This is a genomic window from Mangrovibacter yixingensis (genome assembly GCF_020523985.1).
In the GTDB taxonomy this organism is placed as follows: Bacteria; Pseudomonadota; Gammaproteobacteria; order Enterobacterales; family Enterobacteriaceae; genus Mangrovibacter; species Mangrovibacter yixingensis.
In genome coordinates, this window is sequence record NZ_JAIVKM010000003.1 from 25103 (window position 1) to 43766 (window position 18664).

General features: G+C 48.3%; 16 protein-coding genes. 5 read left to right on the top strand and 11 right to left on the bottom strand.

Going from position 1 to position 18664, the window contains the following annotated elements:
• Positions 1-20 precede the first annotated feature (20 nt).
• The 8 genes from rseP to rpsB all read right to left on the bottom strand — a co-directional run bounded on the left by rseP (position 21) and on the right by rpsB (position 8207).
• Positions 21-1379, bottom strand: coding sequence for a sigma E protease regulator RseP (rseP, locus tag LC084_RS14030; RefSeq protein WP_226571828.1), 1359 nt, complete (start codon positions 1377-1379; stop codon positions 21-23).
• Positions 1380-1390: 11 nt separating this feature from the next.
• The gene (gene cdsA / locus LC084_RS14035; protein WP_226571829.1) at positions 1391-2248 is read right to left on the bottom strand and encodes a phosphatidate cytidylyltransferase; all 858 of its coding nucleotides are present in this window, start codon (positions 2246-2248) and stop codon (positions 1391-1393) included.
• 12 nt (positions 2249-2260) lie between these two features.
• The gene (ispU, locus tag LC084_RS14040; RefSeq protein WP_226572113.1) at positions 2261-3019 is read right to left on the bottom strand and encodes a (2E,6E)-farnesyl-diphosphate-specific ditrans,polycis-undecaprenyl-diphosphate synthase; all 759 of its coding nucleotides are present in this window, start codon (positions 3017-3019) and stop codon (positions 2261-2263) included.
• A 169-nt stretch (positions 3020-3188) separates the two neighbouring features.
• Positions 3189-4409: a 1-deoxy-D-xylulose-5-phosphate reductoisomerase gene (gene ispC, locus LC084_RS14045; RefSeq protein ID WP_226571830.1), complete on the bottom strand. Its 1221-nt coding sequence runs from the start codon at positions 4407-4409 to the stop codon at positions 3189-3191.
• 254 nt (positions 4410-4663) lie between these two features.
• Positions 4664-5221 (bottom strand): ribosome recycling factor, encoded by a 558-nt coding sequence (gene frr / locus LC084_RS14050; RefSeq protein WP_226571831.1) that lies wholly within the window; start codon positions 5219-5221, stop codon positions 4664-4666.
• A gap of 172 nt (positions 5222-5393) precedes the next feature.
• Positions 5394-6119 carry a UMP kinase gene (gene pyrH / locus LC084_RS14055; RefSeq protein WP_036106019.1) on the bottom strand — a complete coding sequence of 242 codons (726 nt, stop codon included), beginning with the start codon at positions 6117-6119 and terminating at the stop codon, positions 5394-5396.
• Positions 6120-6375: 256 nt separating this feature from the next.
• Entirely contained in the window at positions 6376-7227 is an 852-nt protein-coding gene (tsf, locus tag LC084_RS14060) for a translation elongation factor Ts (RefSeq protein ID WP_226571832.1), read from the bottom strand.
• Between the two features lie 254 nt (positions 7228-7481).
• Positions 7482-8207, bottom strand: a complete 726-nt coding sequence (gene rpsB, locus LC084_RS14065; RefSeq protein WP_226571833.1) for a 30S ribosomal protein S2 — start codon at positions 8205-8207, stop codon at positions 7482-7484.
• A 311-nt stretch (positions 8208-8518) separates the two neighbouring features.
• On the opposite strand from rpsB, the gene map reads away from it, so the two are divergent.
• From map to LC084_RS14085, 4 genes are all read left to right on the top strand, one after another.
• A complete protein-coding gene (gene map / locus LC084_RS14070) occupies positions 8519-9313 on the top strand; it encodes a type I methionyl aminopeptidase (protein ID WP_226571834.1) in 795 nt (264 codons plus the stop codon).
• 75 nt (positions 9314-9388) lie between these two features.
• Positions 9389-12064, top strand: coding sequence for a bifunctional uridylyltransferase/uridylyl-removing protein GlnD (gene glnD, locus LC084_RS14075; RefSeq protein WP_226571835.1), 2676 nt, complete (start codon positions 9389-9391; stop codon positions 12062-12064).
• A 49-nt stretch (positions 12065-12113) separates the two neighbouring features.
• Positions 12114-12938 carry a 2,3,4,5-tetrahydropyridine-2,6-dicarboxylate N-succinyltransferase gene (gene dapD / locus LC084_RS14080; RefSeq protein ID WP_226571836.1) on the top strand — a complete coding sequence of 275 codons (825 nt, stop codon included), beginning with the start codon at positions 12114-12116 and terminating at the stop codon, positions 12936-12938.
• 109 nt (positions 12939-13047) lie between these two features.
• On the top strand, positions 13048-13434 hold the full coding sequence (locus tag LC084_RS14085) for a DUF3461 family protein (protein WP_226571837.1): 387 nt from the start codon (positions 13048-13050) through the stop codon (positions 13432-13434).
• Between the two features lie 29 nt (positions 13435-13463).
• Here LC084_RS14085 and LC084_RS14090 read toward each other — a convergent pair whose 3' ends face one another.
• The 3 genes from LC084_RS14090 to dgt form a co-directional block, all read right to left on the bottom strand.
• Positions 13464-14624, bottom strand: a complete 1161-nt coding sequence (locus LC084_RS14090; protein ID WP_226571838.1) for a CdaR family transcriptional regulator — start codon at positions 14622-14624, stop codon at positions 13464-13466.
• A 157-nt stretch (positions 14625-14781) separates the two neighbouring features.
• Entirely contained in the window at positions 14782-16215 is a 1434-nt protein-coding gene (gene degP, locus LC084_RS14095; protein WP_226571839.1) for a serine endoprotease DegP, read from the bottom strand.
• 140 nt (positions 16216-16355) lie between these two features.
• Positions 16356-17867 (bottom strand): dGTPase, encoded by a 1512-nt coding sequence (dgt, locus tag LC084_RS14100; RefSeq protein WP_226571840.1) that lies wholly within the window; start codon positions 17865-17867, stop codon positions 16356-16358.
• Positions 17868-17963: 96 nt separating this feature from the next.
• Here dgt and mtnN point away from each other — a divergent pair, with 96 nt between their 5' ends.
• Positions 17964-18662 carry a 5'-methylthioadenosine/S-adenosylhomocysteine nucleosidase gene (gene mtnN / locus LC084_RS14105; protein WP_226571841.1) on the top strand — a complete coding sequence of 233 codons (699 nt, stop codon included), beginning with the start codon at positions 17964-17966 and terminating at the stop codon, positions 18660-18662.
• Positions 18663-18664: the final 2 nt, after the last annotated feature.

An 18664-nucleotide genomic window follows, 5' to 3' on the forward strand; every position in this document is an offset into this window, starting at 1 on the left:
TCTTCCTAACCTGAGTCTCTCTATAACCGAGAGAAATCATTAAAAAGTGCAAGCCCCATTAACAGCATCAGTAGAACAGAACCAACCCGATAACTGAGGTCTTGAACTCGCTCGGAAACCGGCGCGCCTTTAAGCTTCTCAATAGCCAGAAACAGCAAGTGTCCCCCATCCAGCACGGGAAGAGGAAACAGGTTGATTATCCCAAGATTCACACTGATGAGAGCAAGAAACATCAGGTAATAGATCAACCCAAACTCTGCTGACATTCCGGCGCCCTGAGCAATAGAAATTGGTCCACTCAGGTTGTTCAGCTTAACGTCGCCGATTACTAATTTGCCCAGCATATCAACCGTAAGCTTCATCAATTGCCATGTTTTTCCCGTGGCTTCAATGACTGCCGCAAACGGCCCATACTGACGCACTGTTTTATACTCATCAGGCAAAGGGATAACATGTGGTACAACACCCGCGAATCCCTCAGCCTGTTTAGTTCTACTGTTCTCTTTCACTGCGGGAGTAAGCGTCAGAGAAAGCAAATTTCCTTTGCGTTCGATATCCAGCCGAAGTGGTTTACCCGGGTTATCCCGAACCTGGTTAACAAAATCAACCCACTGTTCCAATGGCTGACCATCGACTTTAACGATCCTGTCCCCAGCTTGCAAACCCGCATTGCTTGCTGCTGAATGAGGTTGGACCTCAGCAAGAACCGGTTCGACTTGCGGTGACACGGGTAAAAAGCCCAGCGAAAGAACAGGATCCTGCTTATCTGGTTCAAAGTGCCACTGACGTAAATCCAGTGTGATATCACGTTGCTTATCTGTACCGAAAGGTGCCACACGCAGCGTTGTGCTGCTATCACCAATCTTACTGATAAACGCAAGACGAACTGCATCCCAGTCAGGCGTTTCGATGCCATCCACCGCTTTTAGTTCCGTACCAGGTGAAATTTGTGCCTGAGCAGCAACAGAACCAGGCGTAACACCGCTTACAACCGGATAAACGCTGGGGATACCAATAATGAAAACCATCCAGTATGCAAAGATGGCAAAAATAAAGTTCGCTACCGGGCCTGCAGCAATAATTGCAGCACGCTGAGCAATGGTTTTGTTATTGAAAGCCTGATGACGCTGTTCTGGCGCAACAGGTTCGATGCGCTCATCCAGCATTTTGACATATCCCCCCAAGGGGATAAGTGCGATGACAAACTCTGTACCCTGCTTATCTGTTCGTTTCCACAATGCCTTGCCGAAACCAATAGAGAAGCGGTCAACACGGACGCCACAACGCCGGGCAACCCAAAAATGGCCAAACTCGTGCACCGTAATTAAAACCCCAAGTGCAACGATAAAAGCAGCCAGATTCCAGAGTATGCTGAGCATAAGACCTTCCGTTAAATCGTCCTGAATACTAACAACAGGAGACAGGCAAAAACAGGAACTGCCGCCGTCAAACTGTCGATACGGTCGAGAATACCGCCATGACCGGGAATCAATGACCCACTGTCTTTGATACCCGCTTCGCGTTTAAACATACTTTCTGTTAAATCACCCAGCACAGAAGCCAGCGCAGCGATTACAGAACACGTTAGCAAAGTGACCGGCGCAACGTCCAGATGGGCAAGTGCACCGAATACCCACGCAATCACAGCAGATGTCAGCAAACCACCAATAAACCCTTGCCACGTTTTTCCAGGGGACACTTTGGGTGCCAGCTTATGTTTGCCAAACAGTTTGCCAAACATATAAGCCCCTGAGTCTGCGCCCCAAACCAGGAACATGACATACAGCAACCAGACAGAACCAGCATAATGGTTGTCATCATAATGCCAGGAACGCAGAACTACCATGCCCCAGAAAAATGGGACGATGGTGGCAACCCCGAAGCACAGGCGCAATATGTGTGAGCGCCGCCAGACAGAAGCCGAAGCTGGGTAACTTAATACCAATAGCAATGCAACACACCACCAGCCCAGGGAAAGCCAAAGCCACCCTTCAATCAACGGGATATGCGTATTATGTCGATATTCCGGTAAAAGAAACAACATCAGGGCTAAAAGCAGCCCACATAATACCGCCAACCAGACACGCTGTGAGCGGCTTTTAAAACCACTCAATTGCCCCCACTCCCAGGCAGCAAGCATACAAACAACTAGCGTTACAATGGCAAAACCTGCTGGCGGTAGCCAGAATAGCGCAGCAATGACGACCGGTATTAAAATAAATGCGGAAATCAGGCGATACTTCAGCAAAAGCAACCCCCATCAGGCCTTTTCGCCATCCGGTGCTGTACCGCCATAACGACGTTCCCTGCTCGCAAAGGCATTCAGTGCACCTTCAAAATCTTGTTCATCGAAATCAGGCCAAAGCACTTCGGTAAAGTAAAGTTCAGCATAGGCTATCTGCCACAGCAAAAAATTACTGATCCGGTGTTCTCCACCTGTCCTAATCACTAAATCCACGGGGGACAACTCATTCATACAAATCTGCTGTCCCAGCATGGCTTCATCAATTTGCTCAGGGAGAACCTCACCTGACTGAACGCGCGCAGCAAGCGCTTTCACTCCCTGAATGATATCCCAGCGGCCACCATAATTAGCAGCAATGTTCAACGTTAGCCCAGAATTCTGAGCGGTTAACGCTTCCGCTTTCCTGATTCGTTCCTGTAGCCGCGCATTAAATCGACTGGTGTCACCGATAACCCGCAAACGAACATTGTTGCGGTGCAGGTTTTTCACCTCGCTATCAAGTGCCCAGATGAACAATTCCATTAATGCACTGACTTCTTGTGCTGGGCGGTTCCAGTTTTCACTACTGAACGCGTAAAGCGTCAATGCATCCAGACCGCTATTTGCAGCGAATGTAACAGCCCGACGAACCGATTTGGCACCGGCTTTATGGCCAAAGGCCCTCATTTTACCCTGACGTTTCGCCCAGCGCCCGTTACCATCCATAATGATGGCGACATGACGGGCACCATGTGCAGGCAAACTTTCGCTTAATGGTTGGTTAGCAGACAACATAACGCGTTTCATTCCCTAATCGGATTAAGCGGTTCTCAGGAATACTGATGCCTTTACGTAAAAAAGCCGTGCTCAATCACGGCTTACCCGATAAAAAAACAAGTACAGACGTTTATCGGGTGGCGCAGACTATATCACCTCAGCCTGATGCCCACAAATGGCACTGAATTTAGCGCGTGGATATTCCACCTCCTGACAACCCAATATGGTTAACCTGTTTACCAGCCAGTTCACGGGCACTTGCATCAATATCCAGCACTTCATCAACCGATAACGGCTCTCTGGCATTCAGATTATCCAGCACCGCCCGGTTAACCTGAGCAATATCTGTAAACCGAATACGGTTTGCAAGAAATGCAGCTACTGCAACTTCATTTGCTGCATTCAGTGCTGTTGTCGCTGCCTGGCCTTGTTGTGACGCATCAATAGCCAGGCGCAAGCAAGGATAACGCGAATAATCTGGCTGGCTGAAAGTCAGTTGGCTCAGGCGGCAAAAATCGAGGGGTTTCACGCCCGCATTTACACGGCCTGGCCACCCCATCGTATGGGCTATGGGTGTACGCATATCCGGCTCGCCCAATTGTGCCAGTACACTACCATCACGGTAACGCACCATTGAATGAATCACCGACTGAGGGTGAATCAAAACTTCCATTTGCTGTGCTGAGGCATTAAAAAGCCAGCGGGCTTCAATATACTCGAGTCCCTTATTCATCATTGTGGCCGAATCGACTGAAATCTTACGCCCCATAGACCAATTAGGATGACGACAAGCCTGGTCAGGCGTCATTATTTCAAGGTCATTCAGCGCGGTTTCACGAAAAGGCCCACCAGACCCGGTGAGAAGGATGGACGAAACACCATACTCCTCCAGTTCAGCGTATCCCAGATTTTGTTGTATTGGTTCCGGTAAACTCTGAAAAATAGCATTATGCTCACTGTCCACAGGCAACAATTGCGCACCATATTGTTGCACCGCATTCATGAAGAGCCGACCACATGTGACCAAAGATTCTTTGTTGGCGAGCAAAATCTGCTTACCTGCTTTTATTGCAGCAAGCGTTGGTAGCAACCCAGCAGCCCCAACAATTGCAGCCATAACCTGGTCAACATCATCAAGGGCCGCCATTTCACATGCTGCCTGCTGCCCGGACAAAACATCTGTTTTTATTCCCGCATCCTGCAGTTGCTGGCGCAGTGTTCTGGCACTATCTTCATCGCTCATTACTGCAAAGCGCGGGGTAAATTCCAGACATTGTTCAAACATACGTGCGACGTTCTTGCCAGCAACAAGCGCAGTAACAGAAAAATGTTGGGGATTATGGCGGATGACATCGAGGGTGCTACTACCCACTGACCCGGTGGACCCGAGAATAGTCAATTGCTTCATGCGTTGCCTGTTGTAGAACCGAGTGACCAGATACATCGTTACCTGACCTACTCCTGACTGCAGCAAACCTGCAGTACCCTCTCTTTCCGGCTCACAGGCTGAAAAGAGAAAATCACTGAATTGCCCTAAAACGATGCTGGCTTATCAGCCAGATTGCCTGTCGGCAAAGGCAGTCAGTGCCCAGAAACAAAGCGATACTGACAAAAAAGCCGTGAGTCAGACACGGCTTTTTCTTGCAGCGCTAAGTCATTAAATCAGAACTGCATCAGTTCAGCTTCTTTGTCAGCCAGTGCTGCATCAACTTTCTTGATTGCTGCATCAGTCAGTTTCTGAACATCGTCTTGAGAACGACGATCATCATCTTCACTGATCTCTTTCTCTTTCAGCAATGCCTTAACTTTATCGTTAGCATCACGACGCACGTTACGCACAGCAACACGTGCCTGTTCAGCGTCACCACGCACGACTTTGATCAAGTCTTTACGGCGTTCTTCTGTCAATGGCGGCAATGGCACGCGAATAACGCTCCCAGCTGAGTTCGGATTCAGCCCCAAATCTGAAGCCATAATCGCTTTTTCCACTGCCGGGCCCATAGTACGGTCAAATACAGTCAGAGCCAGAGTGCGGGAATCTTCCGCCACCACGTTTGCCAACTGGCGCAACGGGGTCGGTGTACCATAGTATTCAACCATGATACCGTCCAGCAGGCTGGGAGAAGCACGGCCTGTACGGACTTTACTAATTTGATTTTTAAATGCTTCAACGCATTTTTCCATACGCACTTCAGCATCTTTTCTGATGTCGTTAATCACGTTACGAATCCTTGAAAACTGGTTGTCAGGCAGACCACACTTCTGTTTCCTCCCACAGCTACTGTGGTTGAGCTAAGTATAGTCTCGTAAAATTCATGGCACCCGTATGGCTGCCTGTCGTCAAACAAACTTTTCTGGACTGAATGGTACCTTGATTCCGGCCCCAGGAACATTAGTCTGTAATCAAAGTGCCTTCTTTTTCACCCATAACCACCCGACGTAAGGCGCCCGGCTTGTTCATGTTGAAAACACGGATGGGTAATTTGTGATCGCGCGCAAGTGTAAATGCCGCAAGGTCCATCACTTTCAGTTCCCGGTCGAGAACATCATGATAAGACAATTGTTCATAAAGCGTCGCGGAAGGGTCTTTAACCGGGTCCGCAGAGAAAACGCCATCAACTTTAGTCGCTTTCAATACCACATCGGCTTCAATTTCAATACCACGCAAGCATGCGGCTGAGTCAGTAGTAAAGAAAGGATTCCCGGTACCTGCGGAAAAAATTACCACGCGGTTATTGCGTAACAAGCTGATTGCTTCTGCCCAGCTATAGTTATCACACACACCATTGAGCGGAATAGCTGACATTAAACGGGCATTAACATAAGCACGATGCAAAGCGTCACGCATAGCCAGGCCATTCATTACTGTCGCCAGCATCCCCATATGGTCACCAACCACACGGTTCATTCCAGCCTGCGCCAGTCCGGCACCGCGGAATAAGTTACCGCCGCCGATGACTACCCCGACCTGGATCCCCAGTTCAACCAATTCTTTGATCTCCTGAGCCATACGATCCAGTATGCTCGCGTCAATACCGAAGCCTTCCGCTCCTTGCAGTGCTTCCCCGCTCAATTTGAGCAGAATGCGCTTATAGACAGGTTTTGCGTTGGTAGCCATGTTTCTTTCCTGGGACAGTAAACAAATGGAATGGATAATATGGTGACAATATTTGCCATATTTCAGGACGGCGGACATCAGAGCAGGCCGATTTTTACCAGCCACATCAATATTCTGCTATTTCGCCGGACAAGTGCCATCCTGCTGTCATGCTTTTCCCTGCCGGTTGCAGGCATTATCACATTTTTTTAGGGTGGCTTAGTTCTGAAAATGACAGATACAAAAAGGAGCCGCACTAAGGCGGCTCCTCCTGGCATTATGAGCTTTTGGACATTGCTGCAACTTCAGCAGCGAAGTCAACTTCTGCTTTCTCAATGCCTTCACCCACTTCAAAGCGGATGAAACCTGTTACGTCAGCGTTGTGCTCTTTCAGCAACTGACCAACAGTTTTGCTCGGATCCATTACGAAGTGCTGACCAGTCAGAGAGATCTCACCGGTGAACTTACGCATACGGCCTTCAACCATTTTCTCAGCGATTTCACGCGGTTTGCCAGACTGCATGGCAATATCCAGCTGAATCTGATGTTCATGGCTTACTACGTCAGCAGGTACATCTTCTGGTTTAACGTATTCTGGTTTGCTGGCAGCAACGTGCATAGCAATGTGTTTAACCAGTTCGTCATCCGCACCAGTTGCTGCAACCATAACACCGATACGGGCACCGTGCAGGTAAGAACCCAGAACATCACCTTCGATAACAGAAACACGGCGGATGTTGATGTTTTCACCAATTTTAGCAACCAGTGCAGTACGCTGTTCTTCGAACTGCGCTTTCAGAACTTCAACATCGGAAACACGGCCAGCCAGGGCTGCTGCCAGAACTTCTTCGCCGAATGCTTTAAAGCCAGCATCTTTAGCAACGAAGTCAGTTTCGCAGTTCAGTTCCAGAACGAGACCAAATTTGCCATCGATAGCAGTCAGGATAACGCCTTCAGCAGCAACACGACCTGCTTTTTTAGCGGCTTTTGCCTGACCAGATTTACGCATGTTATCGATTGCCAGTTCGATGTCGCCATTAGCTTCGACCAGCGCTTTTTTACATTCCATCATGCCTGCGCCAGTACGTTCGCGCAGCTCTTTTACCAGAGAAGCAGTAATTTCTGCCATTTTCTAATCCTCGGTTATCTCGTGCGGGGAGATATACCCTGCATGTTGAAGCCACACCCGGCACCTGTAACAGGCGCGTTCCGATGTGTTTTAACACACCACTGTGACACCAATGCAAATGGGTATAGCGTTCAGCTTATCTGGCTTTATAAAGCCGGACAGGCCGGACTCAAACAAAAAAGGGAGCCTGAGACAGGCCCCCTAACCAAACTATTCATACCTGGTTAATAAGGGCTCTTAAAGAGCGAACCTTATTATTCAGCTTCTACGAAGCTTTCTTCCGCCTGAGTAGCCAGATCCTGAGAACGGCCTTCACGTACGGTTGCAGCTACTGCGCCCAGGTACAGGCTGACAGCACGGATTGCATCGTCGTTACCCGGGATAACGAAATCAACACCATCCGGATCAGAGTTGGTATCAACGATAGCAAATACCGGAATGCCCAGGTTGTTTGCTTCTTTGATAGCGATGTGTTCGTGATCAGCGTCGATAACAAACAGTGCGTCCGGCAGGCCGCCCATATCTTTGATACCGCCCAGGCTGTTTTCCAGCTTGTCCAGTTCACGAGTACGCATCAGCGCTTCTTTTTTGGTCAGCTTGTCGAAGGTACCGTCTTGAGACTGAGTTTCCAGGTCTTTCAGACGTTTGATGGACTGACGAACAGTTTTCCAGTTAGTCAGCATACCGCCCAGCCAGCGATGGTTCACGAAGAACTGGTCGCAGCTCAGAGCAGAGTCTTTTACCGCTTCGCTTGCAGCGCGTTTTGTACCAACGAACAGAATCTTACCTTTACGGGAAGAAATTTTGCTCAGCTCAGCCAAAGCTTCGTTGAACATCGGTACAGTTTTCTCAAGGTTGATGATGTGAACTTTGTTACGCGCACCGAAGATGAACGGTTTCATTTTCGGGTTCCAGTAACGGGTCTGGTGACCGAAGTGAACACCAGCCTTGAGCATGTCGCGCATGGAAACAGTTGCCATGTTTTAAAACCTCTATATTAAAGTTGGGGTTATGCCTCCACGTATCCCATATTACCGACCCCGAAGAGCACCCCGGAATATGTGCCGATACGTGTGTGTTATACACAAAGTGAGATTGAAATCTTCCGTAGCCCATTTTTGACACGGAAGTCCGGCGCGCTTTATACCATAAATGGGGCAAGGACTCCAATAGTTGTTGCCTGGTTCTTTACTTCGTCATTCCCGATTTGGCACTCCCTCGCCTGCCCTGATAACATTAACGTTACTTTCTTTAATTATTGCCGAAATTCCGGCATCTGCGGACCTGATTAATGGCTATTTCAATTAAGACTCCTGAAGACATCGAAAAAATGCGCGTTGCCGGCCGACTGGCTGCCGACGTTCTTGAAATGATTGAACCTCATGTAAAACCGGGTATTACTACAGGGGAACTGGATCGTATCTGCGATGATTACATCGTCAATCATCAAAAAGCGATATCAGCTTGTCTGGGCTACCACGGCTACCCAAAATCTGTCTGTATCTCTGTCAATGAAGTGGTATGCCACGGCATCCCAAGTGAAGACAAAACATTAAAAGATGGGGATATTGTTAATATTGACGTAACCGTAATTAAAGATGAATTCCACGGCGATACATCCAAAATGTTTATTGTCGGGAAACCGACCATCCTGGGTGAACGCCTGTGCCGTATTACCCAAGAGAGTTTGTATCTGGGCTTGCGCATGGTTAAACCCGGTATTCGCCTGCGTACCATCGGCGCAGCAATCCAGAAATTTGTTGAAGCGGAAGGTTACTCCGTTGTGCGTGAATACTGTGGTCATGGTATCGGGCGTGTTTTCCACGAAGAACCCCAGGTACTGCACTATGATGCAGATGACGGTGGTGTAGTGCTGAAAACCGGTATGACCTTTACCATTGAACCGATGGTGAATGCAGGTGATTACCGTATCCGGACCATGAAAGATGGCTGGACAGTAAAAACCAAAGACAGAAGCTTGTCTGCCCAATATGAGCATACTATTGTGGTGACAGATAACGGCTGCGAAATTCTTACGTTGCGTAAAGATGACACCATCCCCAACATTATTTCGCACGATGAATAAGTGATTAACCGGCATAAGCCGCTTTTCATTACTCTCAGGCCGGCGCACTCGCCGGCTTTTTTATGGGCACCACATATGACCAATAGTTTTCCCGAGCAGTATATCGAGCCAAACCTCCCTTTACTCCCAGGTCAACCTGATTACCCTTCATCCTGGCCCGGTGAGCAACTGGAATGCCAGCCCATAAAAAGTGCTTTAGATACTTTTCAGCAATGGTTAGGCAGCGCGTTTGACGAAGGCGTATCTGTCGAAAATCTGGTTGCCGCCCGTACTGAATTCATTGATCAACTTCTGGAACGCCTCTGGTCCCATTTTGGTTTTGATACTATCGCCAATACAGCACTGGTTGCTGTGGGGGGTTATGGGCGAGGTGAATTGCATCCACTATCGGATATCGACCTGTTGGTATTGAGCCGTGAACGTCTTCCTGAAGAGCAGTCGCAAAAAATCGGTGAACTGCTGACACTGCTCTGGGATATCAAGCTCGAAGTGGGCCATAGCGTACGCAGCCTTGAAGAGTGTCTGCTCGAAGGGCTGTCCGACCTGACTATTGCCACAAACCTGATTGAATCACGGCTGCTGACAGGCGATGTAGCTCTGTTTCTCGAATTGCAAAAACAAGTCTTCAGTGATGGATTCTGGCCATCGGAAAAGTTTTTCGCGGCTAAAATTGATGAACAAAATGAACGCCATCAACGTTACCATGGCACCAGTTATAACCTGGAGCCTGATATTAAAAGCAGCCCTGGTGGTTTGCGAGATATCCAAACGCTGCAATGGGTAGCACGCCGCCATTTTGGTGCCACATCCATGAATGAAATGCTCGGGTTTGGTTTTCTGACTGAAGCCGAACGTGACGAACTGAATGAATGCCAGCACATTCTGTGGCGTATCCGTTTTGCGCTACATCTGGAACTGAACCGCTACGATAACCGGCTGCTGTTCGATCGTCAGCTCAGTGTTGCCCAGCGATTAAAATACCAAGGCGAAGGCAATGAGCCAGTCGAGCACATGATGAAAGATTTTTATCGTGCAACCCGGCATGTCAGCGAACTTAACCAGATGCTTTTACAACTGTTTGATGAAGCAATCCTTGCGCTTGATGCAAATGAAAAACCGCGCCCTCTGGATGATGATTTTCAACTACGCGGTACTCTGATTGATTTACGCGACGACACCCTTTTTCTAAAAGACCCCTGCGCTATTCTGCGCATGTTTTATACCATGGTGCGTAACCGGGAAATTACCGGTATCTATTCAACCACTTTGCGCCATTTGCGCCATGCCCGACGCCACCTGAATGAACCCTTGTGCTATAAAGCAGAAGCGCGTGAACTATTTCTGGTAATGCTCCGTCATCCCGGTGCTGTCAGTCGCGGGTTGGTTCCCATGCATCGTTACAGTGTTTTGTCCGCTTATATGCCACAGTGGTCACATATTGTTGGGCAAATGCAGTTCGACTTGTTCCATGCCTATACAGTTGATGAACACACACTTCGTGTACTGCAAAAACTGGAGAGTTTTTCCCAAGAAGAGACTCGCCAGCGCCACCCATTATGTGTTGAATTATGGCCACGGCTCTCCCATCCTGAACTTATTCTGATTGCCGCACTGTTTCACGATATCGCCAAAGGCCGGGGCGGTGACCACTCCATACTGGGTGCGCAGGATGTTATCAAATTCGCTGAACTCCATGGGCTTAACTCAAGGGAGAGCCAGCTAATCGCCTGGCTGGTGCGCCAGCATTTGTTGATGTCCGTTACTGCACAGCGCCGGGATATCCAGGACCCAGAAGTCATTATTCAGTTTGCCGAAGAAGTCCAGACAGAAAACCGCTTACGTTACCTGGTTTGTCTTACTGTCGCCGATATCTGTGCCACCAACGAAACACTGTGGAATAGTTGGAAGCAGAGTCTGATTCGTGAACTCTATTTTGCCACCGAAAAACAACTGCGCAGGGGTATGCAAAATACTCCTGATATGCGTGAGCGGGTACGTAACCACCAGGCTCAGGCATTGGCTCTATTGCGCATGGAAAATATCGACGAAGAAGCATTACATAAGATTTGGGCGCGTTGCCGGGCCAGTTATTTTGTTCGCCACTCCCCAAATCAACTGGCATGGCATGCACGCCATTTGCTTCAACACGATTTAACCCAGCCGATGATTTTACTCAGCCCACAGGCAACACGCGGGGGCACTGAAATCTTTATCTGGAGCCCGGACCGCCCGTATCTGTTTGCCGCGGTGTGCGCCGAACTTGACCGGCGCAACCTCAGTGTTCACGATGCACAAATTTTCACCACACGCGATGGTATGGCAATGGACAGTTTTATCGTGCTGGAACCCGATGGCACCCCGCTGTCACCTGACAGACACGAAGCCATTCATTTAGGGCTGGAGCAAACTGTTAATCAGCGTACCTGGCAGCCCCCTCAACCGCGCCGCCAGCCAGCCCGTCTGCGCCATTTTACTGTAGATACAGAAGTAAACTTTTTGCCAACCCATACAGACAGGCGCACATTTATTGAACTCATCGCGTTAGACCAACCCGGTTTGTTAGCCATTGTGGGCCAGGTCTTTGCCGATTTAGGTATTTCACTACATGGTGCACGCATCACCACTATCGGCGAACGTGTCGAAGATTTATTTATTGTTGCCACCAGTGAGCGGCGGGCACTGGACGCCAGTCTGCAACAAGAAGTGCAACAACGGTTGACAGAAGGCCTCAATCCAAACGATAAAGTGTAGTGAAATTTTTTTCATGTCATTCACATAAAACATCAGGAAATGATTAACAATGCAGCAGCTACAGAACATTATTGAGTCCGCGTTTGAGCGCCGTGCAGATATTACGCCGGTAAATGTAGATACGGTTACCCGTGAAGCAATTAACCAGGTGATTTCACTGCTCGACAGCGGCGCGCTGCGCGTTGCGGAAAAGATTGACGGCCAGTGGGTAACACACCAATGGCTCAAGAAAGCTGTGCTGCTTTCTTTCCGTATTAACGACAACCAGGTCATCGAGGGTGCCGAAACGCGCTTCTATGACAAAGTGCCGATGAAATTCGCCGATTACGACGAAGCGCGCTTCCAGAAAGAAGGTTTCCGTGTTGTGCCGCCGGCAGCCGTTCGCCAGGGTGCATTTATCGCCCGCAACACTGTACTGATGCCTTCTTATGTCAATATCGGTGCTTATGTTGATGAAGGCACTATGGTAGATACCTGGGCCACTGTTGGCTCTTGTGCGCAAATTGGTAAAAACGTGCACCTGTCTGGTGGTGTGGGTATTGGTGGCGTTCTGGAACCTTTGCAAGCAAACCCAACTATTATTGAAGATAACTGCTTTATCGGTGCCCGTTCAGAAGTTGTTGAAGGGGTTATCGTTGAAGAAGGCTCAGTGATTTCTATGGGCGTCTTTATTGGTCAAAGCACGCGTATTTATGATCGTGAAACCGGTGAAGTTCACTATGGACGCGTGCCTGCTGGCTCCGTAGTAGTTTCAGGCAACCTGCCATCCAAAGATGGTAAATACAGCCTGTACTGTGCGGTTATCGTGAAGAAAGTAGACGCTAAAACCCGTGGCAAAGTGGGTATTAACGAGTTACTGCGTACTATCGACTAATTGCGGTAATAAAAAGGCAGGGGAACCTGCCTTTTTTGTGTCTGGCACTGGCGGAAATACTTTTTTTCGTTAATTATCTAATAGTTATTTATTCGCTGAGGGTACCGCTATGTACGATAATCTGAAAAGCCTGGGTATTACCAATCCTGATGAAATTGATCGTTACAGCCTCCGGCAGGAAGCGAATAATGATATTTTGAAGATCTATTTTCATAAGGACAAAGGCGAGTTCTTCGCTAAAAGCGTTAAATTTAAATACCCGCGCCAGCGTAAAACAGTTGTGTCAGACAGTGTGGGTCAGGGTTATAAAGAGATTCAGGAAATCAGCCCAAATCTCCGCTACGTTATTGATGAGTTGGATCAAATTTGCCAGCGTGATCGCAGTGAAGTCGATCTGAAAAGAAAAATTCTTGACGATCTGCGCCATCTTGAGAATGTTGTTGCCAATAAGATCAGCGAAATCGAAGCAGATCTGGACAAACTCACCCGTAAATAACCTTCCGGGCTGGCGCTATGCCAGCCTTTTTAGCCATGCTGTTCATCCAGCTGCAATGCAATATACAACAGTAACCGGTCGTCAAAACTACTTAAATCAAGCCCAGTAAGTTCCGCAATCCTGTTAAGCCGGTACTCTAACGTATTACGGTGAATAAACAGAGATTTGGATGTTGCCAGCGGCTGTACGTTATGGCGAAACCAGGCAGTTAACGTGCGACGTAACAACCCGTTATTATCCATTGCTCTAAGCTTTTCCAACGGGCGGGCAAGTTCATTTGCCTGCCAGCCACCACGCAAACTGTCGAGCAACACTGGCAGCATCAAATCCTGGTAGAAATAGCTGCGGCTGTCTGGCATACGCTGTTTACCCACCATCATGGTGGTGCGCGCAGTCCGATAAGAGCGGGCAATGCTACCTTCTCCGGTAAAATAGTTTCCCAGAGCGACGCGAAAACGAAGTTGGCCATTTTCTTTCATTCGCGATAGTAGTACATCAACCCGACGCCGGTGATCATCAGCATCCCAACGGCCAAACTGATTCAGTGCCGGTTTTAGTACCACCATTTCACTCAGCGAGACAATCGCCACCAGGTTATTCCGCTCTGGTGTGGTTAATGCAGTTTGCAGTTGTTGTAGCTCATCCATTGCAGAGTCCACTCCCAACTGCCCACTATCAACTTCAACGACAGCCACCACTCTGGGCATAGTCAGGTCAATACCCAACCGCTGCGCCCACTCGCTTAATGCAGGCGTAATGGTTTCTGCCTGAACCAAATTCATCACCAGTTCTTCACGCAAACGGCTGTCTTGTGCCAAAAGGTGCATCAGGCGTGACTGCTCCAGCATCATCTCTGCCGTCATGCACACCAGCTCGCCATACTTACGCAGGTTTTCTGGCTCACCTGTCAGGCCGATTACTCCGACTATCTCACCCTCAAGGCGCAGAGGTAAATTGATCCCCTCCCGGACACCATGTAAATGGCGGGCAACGGCATTATCAATATCGACAACGCGCCCCTGGGACAATACTAATAAAGCCCCTTCGTGCAATTCCCCAATACGCTCCTGGTCGCCACTACCAATGATTCGCCCACGCGCATCCATCACGTTGATATTTGTATCAATTATTTTCATGGTGCGAGCGACTATCTCTTGCGCCATTCTCGTATCAAAGTGCCAGCCTGCCATTTTCGCCGCCTCCTGTACGTCATCGGCACAGCATAATGAAGACAGTAACGCCTTGCATTGGGCAAATGACCAATTCACCAGGAAATAATACAGAGTTGTGTAAAAGCTCACAAAAAAAGGCCGCATAAGCGGCCTTTCACTCGGAAAAGTAGAGCTGTTACTGGAGAAGCAGATAGATGGAGCTGTCTCCACGCTGAATATTCAACGCCAGCACGCTCGGTTTGCTTTCCAGAATCTTACGTAATTCAGCAATATTGTTGACTGGTTGCTGATTAGCACCAACGATGATATCGCCTTTCTTCAGGCCAATACGTGCTGCCTGAGAGCCAGCTTTCACACTGTTGACCACAACACCTTTATCTTTACCAGCCCGATTGCTCATCTCCGCACCTTCAATACCACTGAAGATACTTGAGGAATCCACCTGATTTTGGCTGCTTTGCTGTAGTTCAACATTCACGTCAATGCGCTTACCTTCACGCAGCAAGCCCAGCTTCATTTTACTGCCTACTGGCATAGAGCCAATTTCAGCACGCAACGCAGCGAAACTGTTAATCGGTTTATCGTTCATAGAGACAATCACGTCTCCGGCTTTAATACCTGCTTTAGCTGCAGAGGAGTTCGGCAAGACCTGGCTTACGAAGGCACCACGCTGCGCGTCGACTTTCATTGCCTTGGCCAGTTCAGAATTCAGCTCTGTCCCCATAATACCCAGTTCACCACGGCGCACTTGCCCGTACTGAATCATTTGAGCTGTCAGGTTTTTCACCATATTACTCGGGATGGCAAAACCAATACCGATGTTACCGCCATCTGGCGCCAGAATAGCGGTGTTAATACCAATTAACTCGCCCTTCAGGTTAACCAGCGCACCACCAGAGTTCCCACGGTTAATGGCAGCATCAGTCTGAATGAAGTTTTCATAATTTTCGACATTCAACCCACTACGCCCCAGTGCAGAAACAATACCTGACGTTACAGTCTCGCCCAAGCCATAAGGGTTACCGATTGCCACGGTGTAATCACCAACCCGTAAATTATCGGAATCAGCAATTTTAATTGCTGTCAGGTTTTTCGGATCCTTCAGTTGGATTAAGGCAATATCTGAGCGCGGATCTTTCCCAACCACTTTTGCGTCAAACCGGCGGCCATCGCTCAGTTGTACTTTAATTGACGTTGCATTTTCAACAACATGGTTATTGGTTACTACATAGCCTTTAGCTGCATCAATAATGACACCGGAACCCAGCGCCATAAATTTCTGCTGCTGGCCACTATCTGCACCACCGCCATCTCCACCACCCTGGCAGAAAGGTGAGTTCTGGAATGGCGAACCATCCTGGCAGAACGGCGAGTTATCGCCAAAGAATTGCTGGAAGTTACGTGACATACGTGGTGTATTCACCGTGGTGCTGCCTTCAACATTAATACTGACGACAGAAGGCATAATTTTTTCCAGCATAGGTGCCAGACTGGGCATTTCTTGCGAAGTAGATGCAGAAGAGGTTTCCGCTGCCAGCGCAGTTACCGGATTTAATGCCAGGCCGAGGCTCAGCGCCAGGGCGCTCAATGCTAGTGTCGTTTTTTTCATATGGCTCATTCTCAAATTAAGCAGGTAATACAACGTTGCTGTGTCGTGGTTATCAGAGTCATATTTATAGCGTTAAGTTCCACGACAGCGTTTTCACAAAAGTAAAAAAGTATTGTGCATCTTTACAAAACTCACTGCTATTATTCCACGGCCATCAGACGCCGGTATTCATCCCACGCATACAAATCTGTCATGCCACTGATATAGTCCTGAATAAGCCGGCAACGGTAATAGAACTCCCAAACAGGATATTCTGGCTGTGTCTTATCCAGTTTCTCAATTGCTTCCTGATACGCCATACAATGCTTGCTGGAAAGCTTATGAAATAACCTGCTTTCTATTGGCAAATGGCGTACATTTCCCCCAGAAACCAATAAATGGAAATCAGCAAGGGGTAACAGAAGTAATGGCCGGTAAATATCCAGCAACCCACTGATCACTCGGTAACCCTGTAATTCAAGTTGTTCAACATCCGGGTGAGAAAAAACGTGCCGCATGGCAACGTGTTTAAACATGCCAAGTAAACGGCTGTACGGGCTATCATCTTCTAATAATGCATGATTAAAATGTCCAGGGTATATTTCTGGCAAGTTATCAATAAACCGACGGGCAGCATGTGGCACCAGTTTGCTGAGAGTATTAACGCGTAAATACATAAAAAATACGTCTTCGGCTCCACTTCGCACTTTCCCTGCCTGTGATTTCTCCCAGGCGTCTTCCACAACCAACGAAAATAAATCGCCAGTGTCATGGGCTCCCCAGGCAGTAGACAGGTGCTGGTAAAGTTGTTCGAGGCTAAAAATACGCTTTTCTACAGCATCTTCTAAATCAGCGACACAATAAGAAATATCATCGGCGGCTTCCATTATCCATGTGAGCGGGAAACGACAATTTTCCTGAAGTGAAAGTTCTTTACGTAACCGTACAATATAATTCGCTTCTGAAAGATAAAACCCCGGCTTCTTCATTAAATAATGGAAACCTTCTGGTGCCGGGCTGCTTTCCCAGGCTGGCCGGGTGTATTTTAAAATACACCCCATTTGTGCCCAAGTGAGATTCATGCGCATTAATGTATTAACCAGACGAATACCTTGAGCATTTCCTTCGAAATGGCACAAGTCGGTTATTACATGCTGACGCAGCGTATTCAGTGCTGTCTCGCCTTCCCTCAGGCACAAAACCTCAGCAGCACGCGCTTCTTTTCTCGGTATATCAGTTTCAGTACCAGGAAGCAGTCGTTGCCTGAACCAGTCATTGATGGCGGCTTCACCAAAATGACCAAACGGGGGATTACCGACGTCATGCATCAGGCACGCCATTTCAACAATACTTTCGAACGGCCCTGTCAGTTCACTTAACCCGTATTGATCCAGCAACCGGGCCTCTTTCAGGCGGCTGATCACTTCTTTAGCGATGTAGCGTCCCACCTGCTGCACTTCCATAGAATGGGTAAGACGGGTGCGCACCGCCGCATTACGCTCCAAAGGAAATACCTGTGTTTTTTGTTGTAACCGCCGAATGGCCGCTGAATTGATAATTCGCCCACGGTCACTTTCAAAAATCCGTTGGATTTCGTGTTCATTTTTTGTCCCTTCCGGGGAACGGAATTGACGATGCCAGTTTATTTTCTTTTGGAAATTGAACTCACCCATATCACCGCCTTAAAAGGGAAAAATAATCCGGTTAAATCCTGTTTGTCTGCCATGATAGACTATGTCTCTGAATACATCATTTAAACAGGTATAGCTATGAAAGCAGGCATCATTGGTGCAATGGAAGAAGAAGTTACGCTATTGCGTGACAAAATCGAAAACCGCCAGACAGTTGAACTGGCTGGTTGTGAAATCTATACCGGTACACTGAACGGCACCGAAGTCGCGCTGTTGAAATCCGGTATTGGTAAAGTATCTGCCGCTGTTGGCGCAACATTGCTGCTGGAACACTGCAAGCCTGATATCATTATTAATACCGGTTCAGCAGGCGGCCTGGCACCTACGTTGAAAGTGGGCGATATCGTGGTTTCAGACGAAGTTCGTTATCACGACGCCGATGTGACAGCATTTGGCTATGAATATGGCCAACTTCCTGGTTGCCCAGCTGGCTTTAAAGCGGATGAAAAGCTGGTTGAAGCTGCAGAACAATGCATCACTGAGTTGTCTCTCCACGCGGTACGCGGTCTGGTTGTCAGTGGCGATGCCTTCATCAATGGTTCCGTTGGTCTTGCAAAAATTCGCCATAACTTCCCGAAAGCAATTGCTGTAGAAATGGAAGCGACAGCTATTGGCCATGTCTGCCATAAATTCTCCGTACCTTTTGTTGTCGTGCGCGCTATTTCTGATGTGGCGGATCAACAATCGCACCTGAGCTTTGACGAGTTTCTGACTGTTGCAGCGAAACAATCTACTTTGCTGGTTGAGCGTCTGGTGCAAAAACTTGCTCAGGGTTAATC

Excerpts from the sequence above, each read along its gene's own strand:
- rseP (WP_226571828.1), bottom strand. The coding sequence starts at position 1,379 with ATGCTCAGCATACTCTGGAATCTGGCTGCTTTTATCGTTGCACTTGGG.
- ispU (WP_226572113.1), bottom strand. The coding sequence starts at position 3,019 with ATGTTGTCTGCTAACCAACCATTAAGCGAAAGTTTGCCTGCACATGGT.
- ispC (WP_226571830.1), bottom strand. The coding sequence starts at position 4,409 with ATGAAGCAATTGACTATTCTCGGGTCCACCGGGTCAGTGGGTAGTAGC.
- pyrH (WP_036106019.1), bottom strand. The coding sequence starts at position 6,119 with ATGGCTACCAACGCAAAACCTGTCTATAAGCGCATTCTGCTCAAATTG.
- tsf (WP_226571832.1), bottom strand. The coding sequence starts at position 7,227 with ATGGCAGAAATTACTGCTTCTCTGGTAAAAGAGCTGCGCGAACGTACT.
- rpsB (WP_226571833.1), bottom strand. The coding sequence starts at position 8,207 with ATGGCAACTGTTTCCATGCGCGACATGCTCAAGGCTGGTGTTCACTTC.
- map (WP_226571834.1), top strand. The coding sequence starts at position 8,519 with ATGGCTATTTCAATTAAGACTCCTGAAGACATCGAAAAAATGCGCGTT.
- glnD (WP_226571835.1), top strand. The coding sequence starts at position 9,389 with ATGACCAATAGTTTTCCCGAGCAGTATATCGAGCCAAACCTCCCTTTA.
- dapD (WP_226571836.1), top strand. The coding sequence starts at position 12,114 with ATGCAGCAGCTACAGAACATTATTGAGTCCGCGTTTGAGCGCCGTGCA.
- LC084_RS14085 (WP_226571837.1), top strand. The coding sequence starts at position 13,048 with ATGTACGATAATCTGAAAAGCCTGGGTATTACCAATCCTGATGAAATT.
- LC084_RS14090 (WP_226571838.1), bottom strand. The coding sequence starts at position 14,624 with ATGGCAGGCTGGCACTTTGATACGAGAATGGCGCAAGAGATAGTCGCT.
- degP (WP_226571839.1), bottom strand. The coding sequence starts at position 16,215 with ATGAAAAAAACGACACTAGCATTGAGCGCCCTGGCGCTGAGCCTCGGC.
- dgt (WP_226571840.1), bottom strand. The coding sequence starts at position 17,867 with ATGGGTGAGTTCAATTTCCAAAAGAAAATAAACTGGCATCGTCAATTC.
- mtnN (WP_226571841.1), top strand. The coding sequence starts at position 17,964 with ATGAAAGCAGGCATCATTGGTGCAATGGAAGAAGAAGTTACGCTATTG.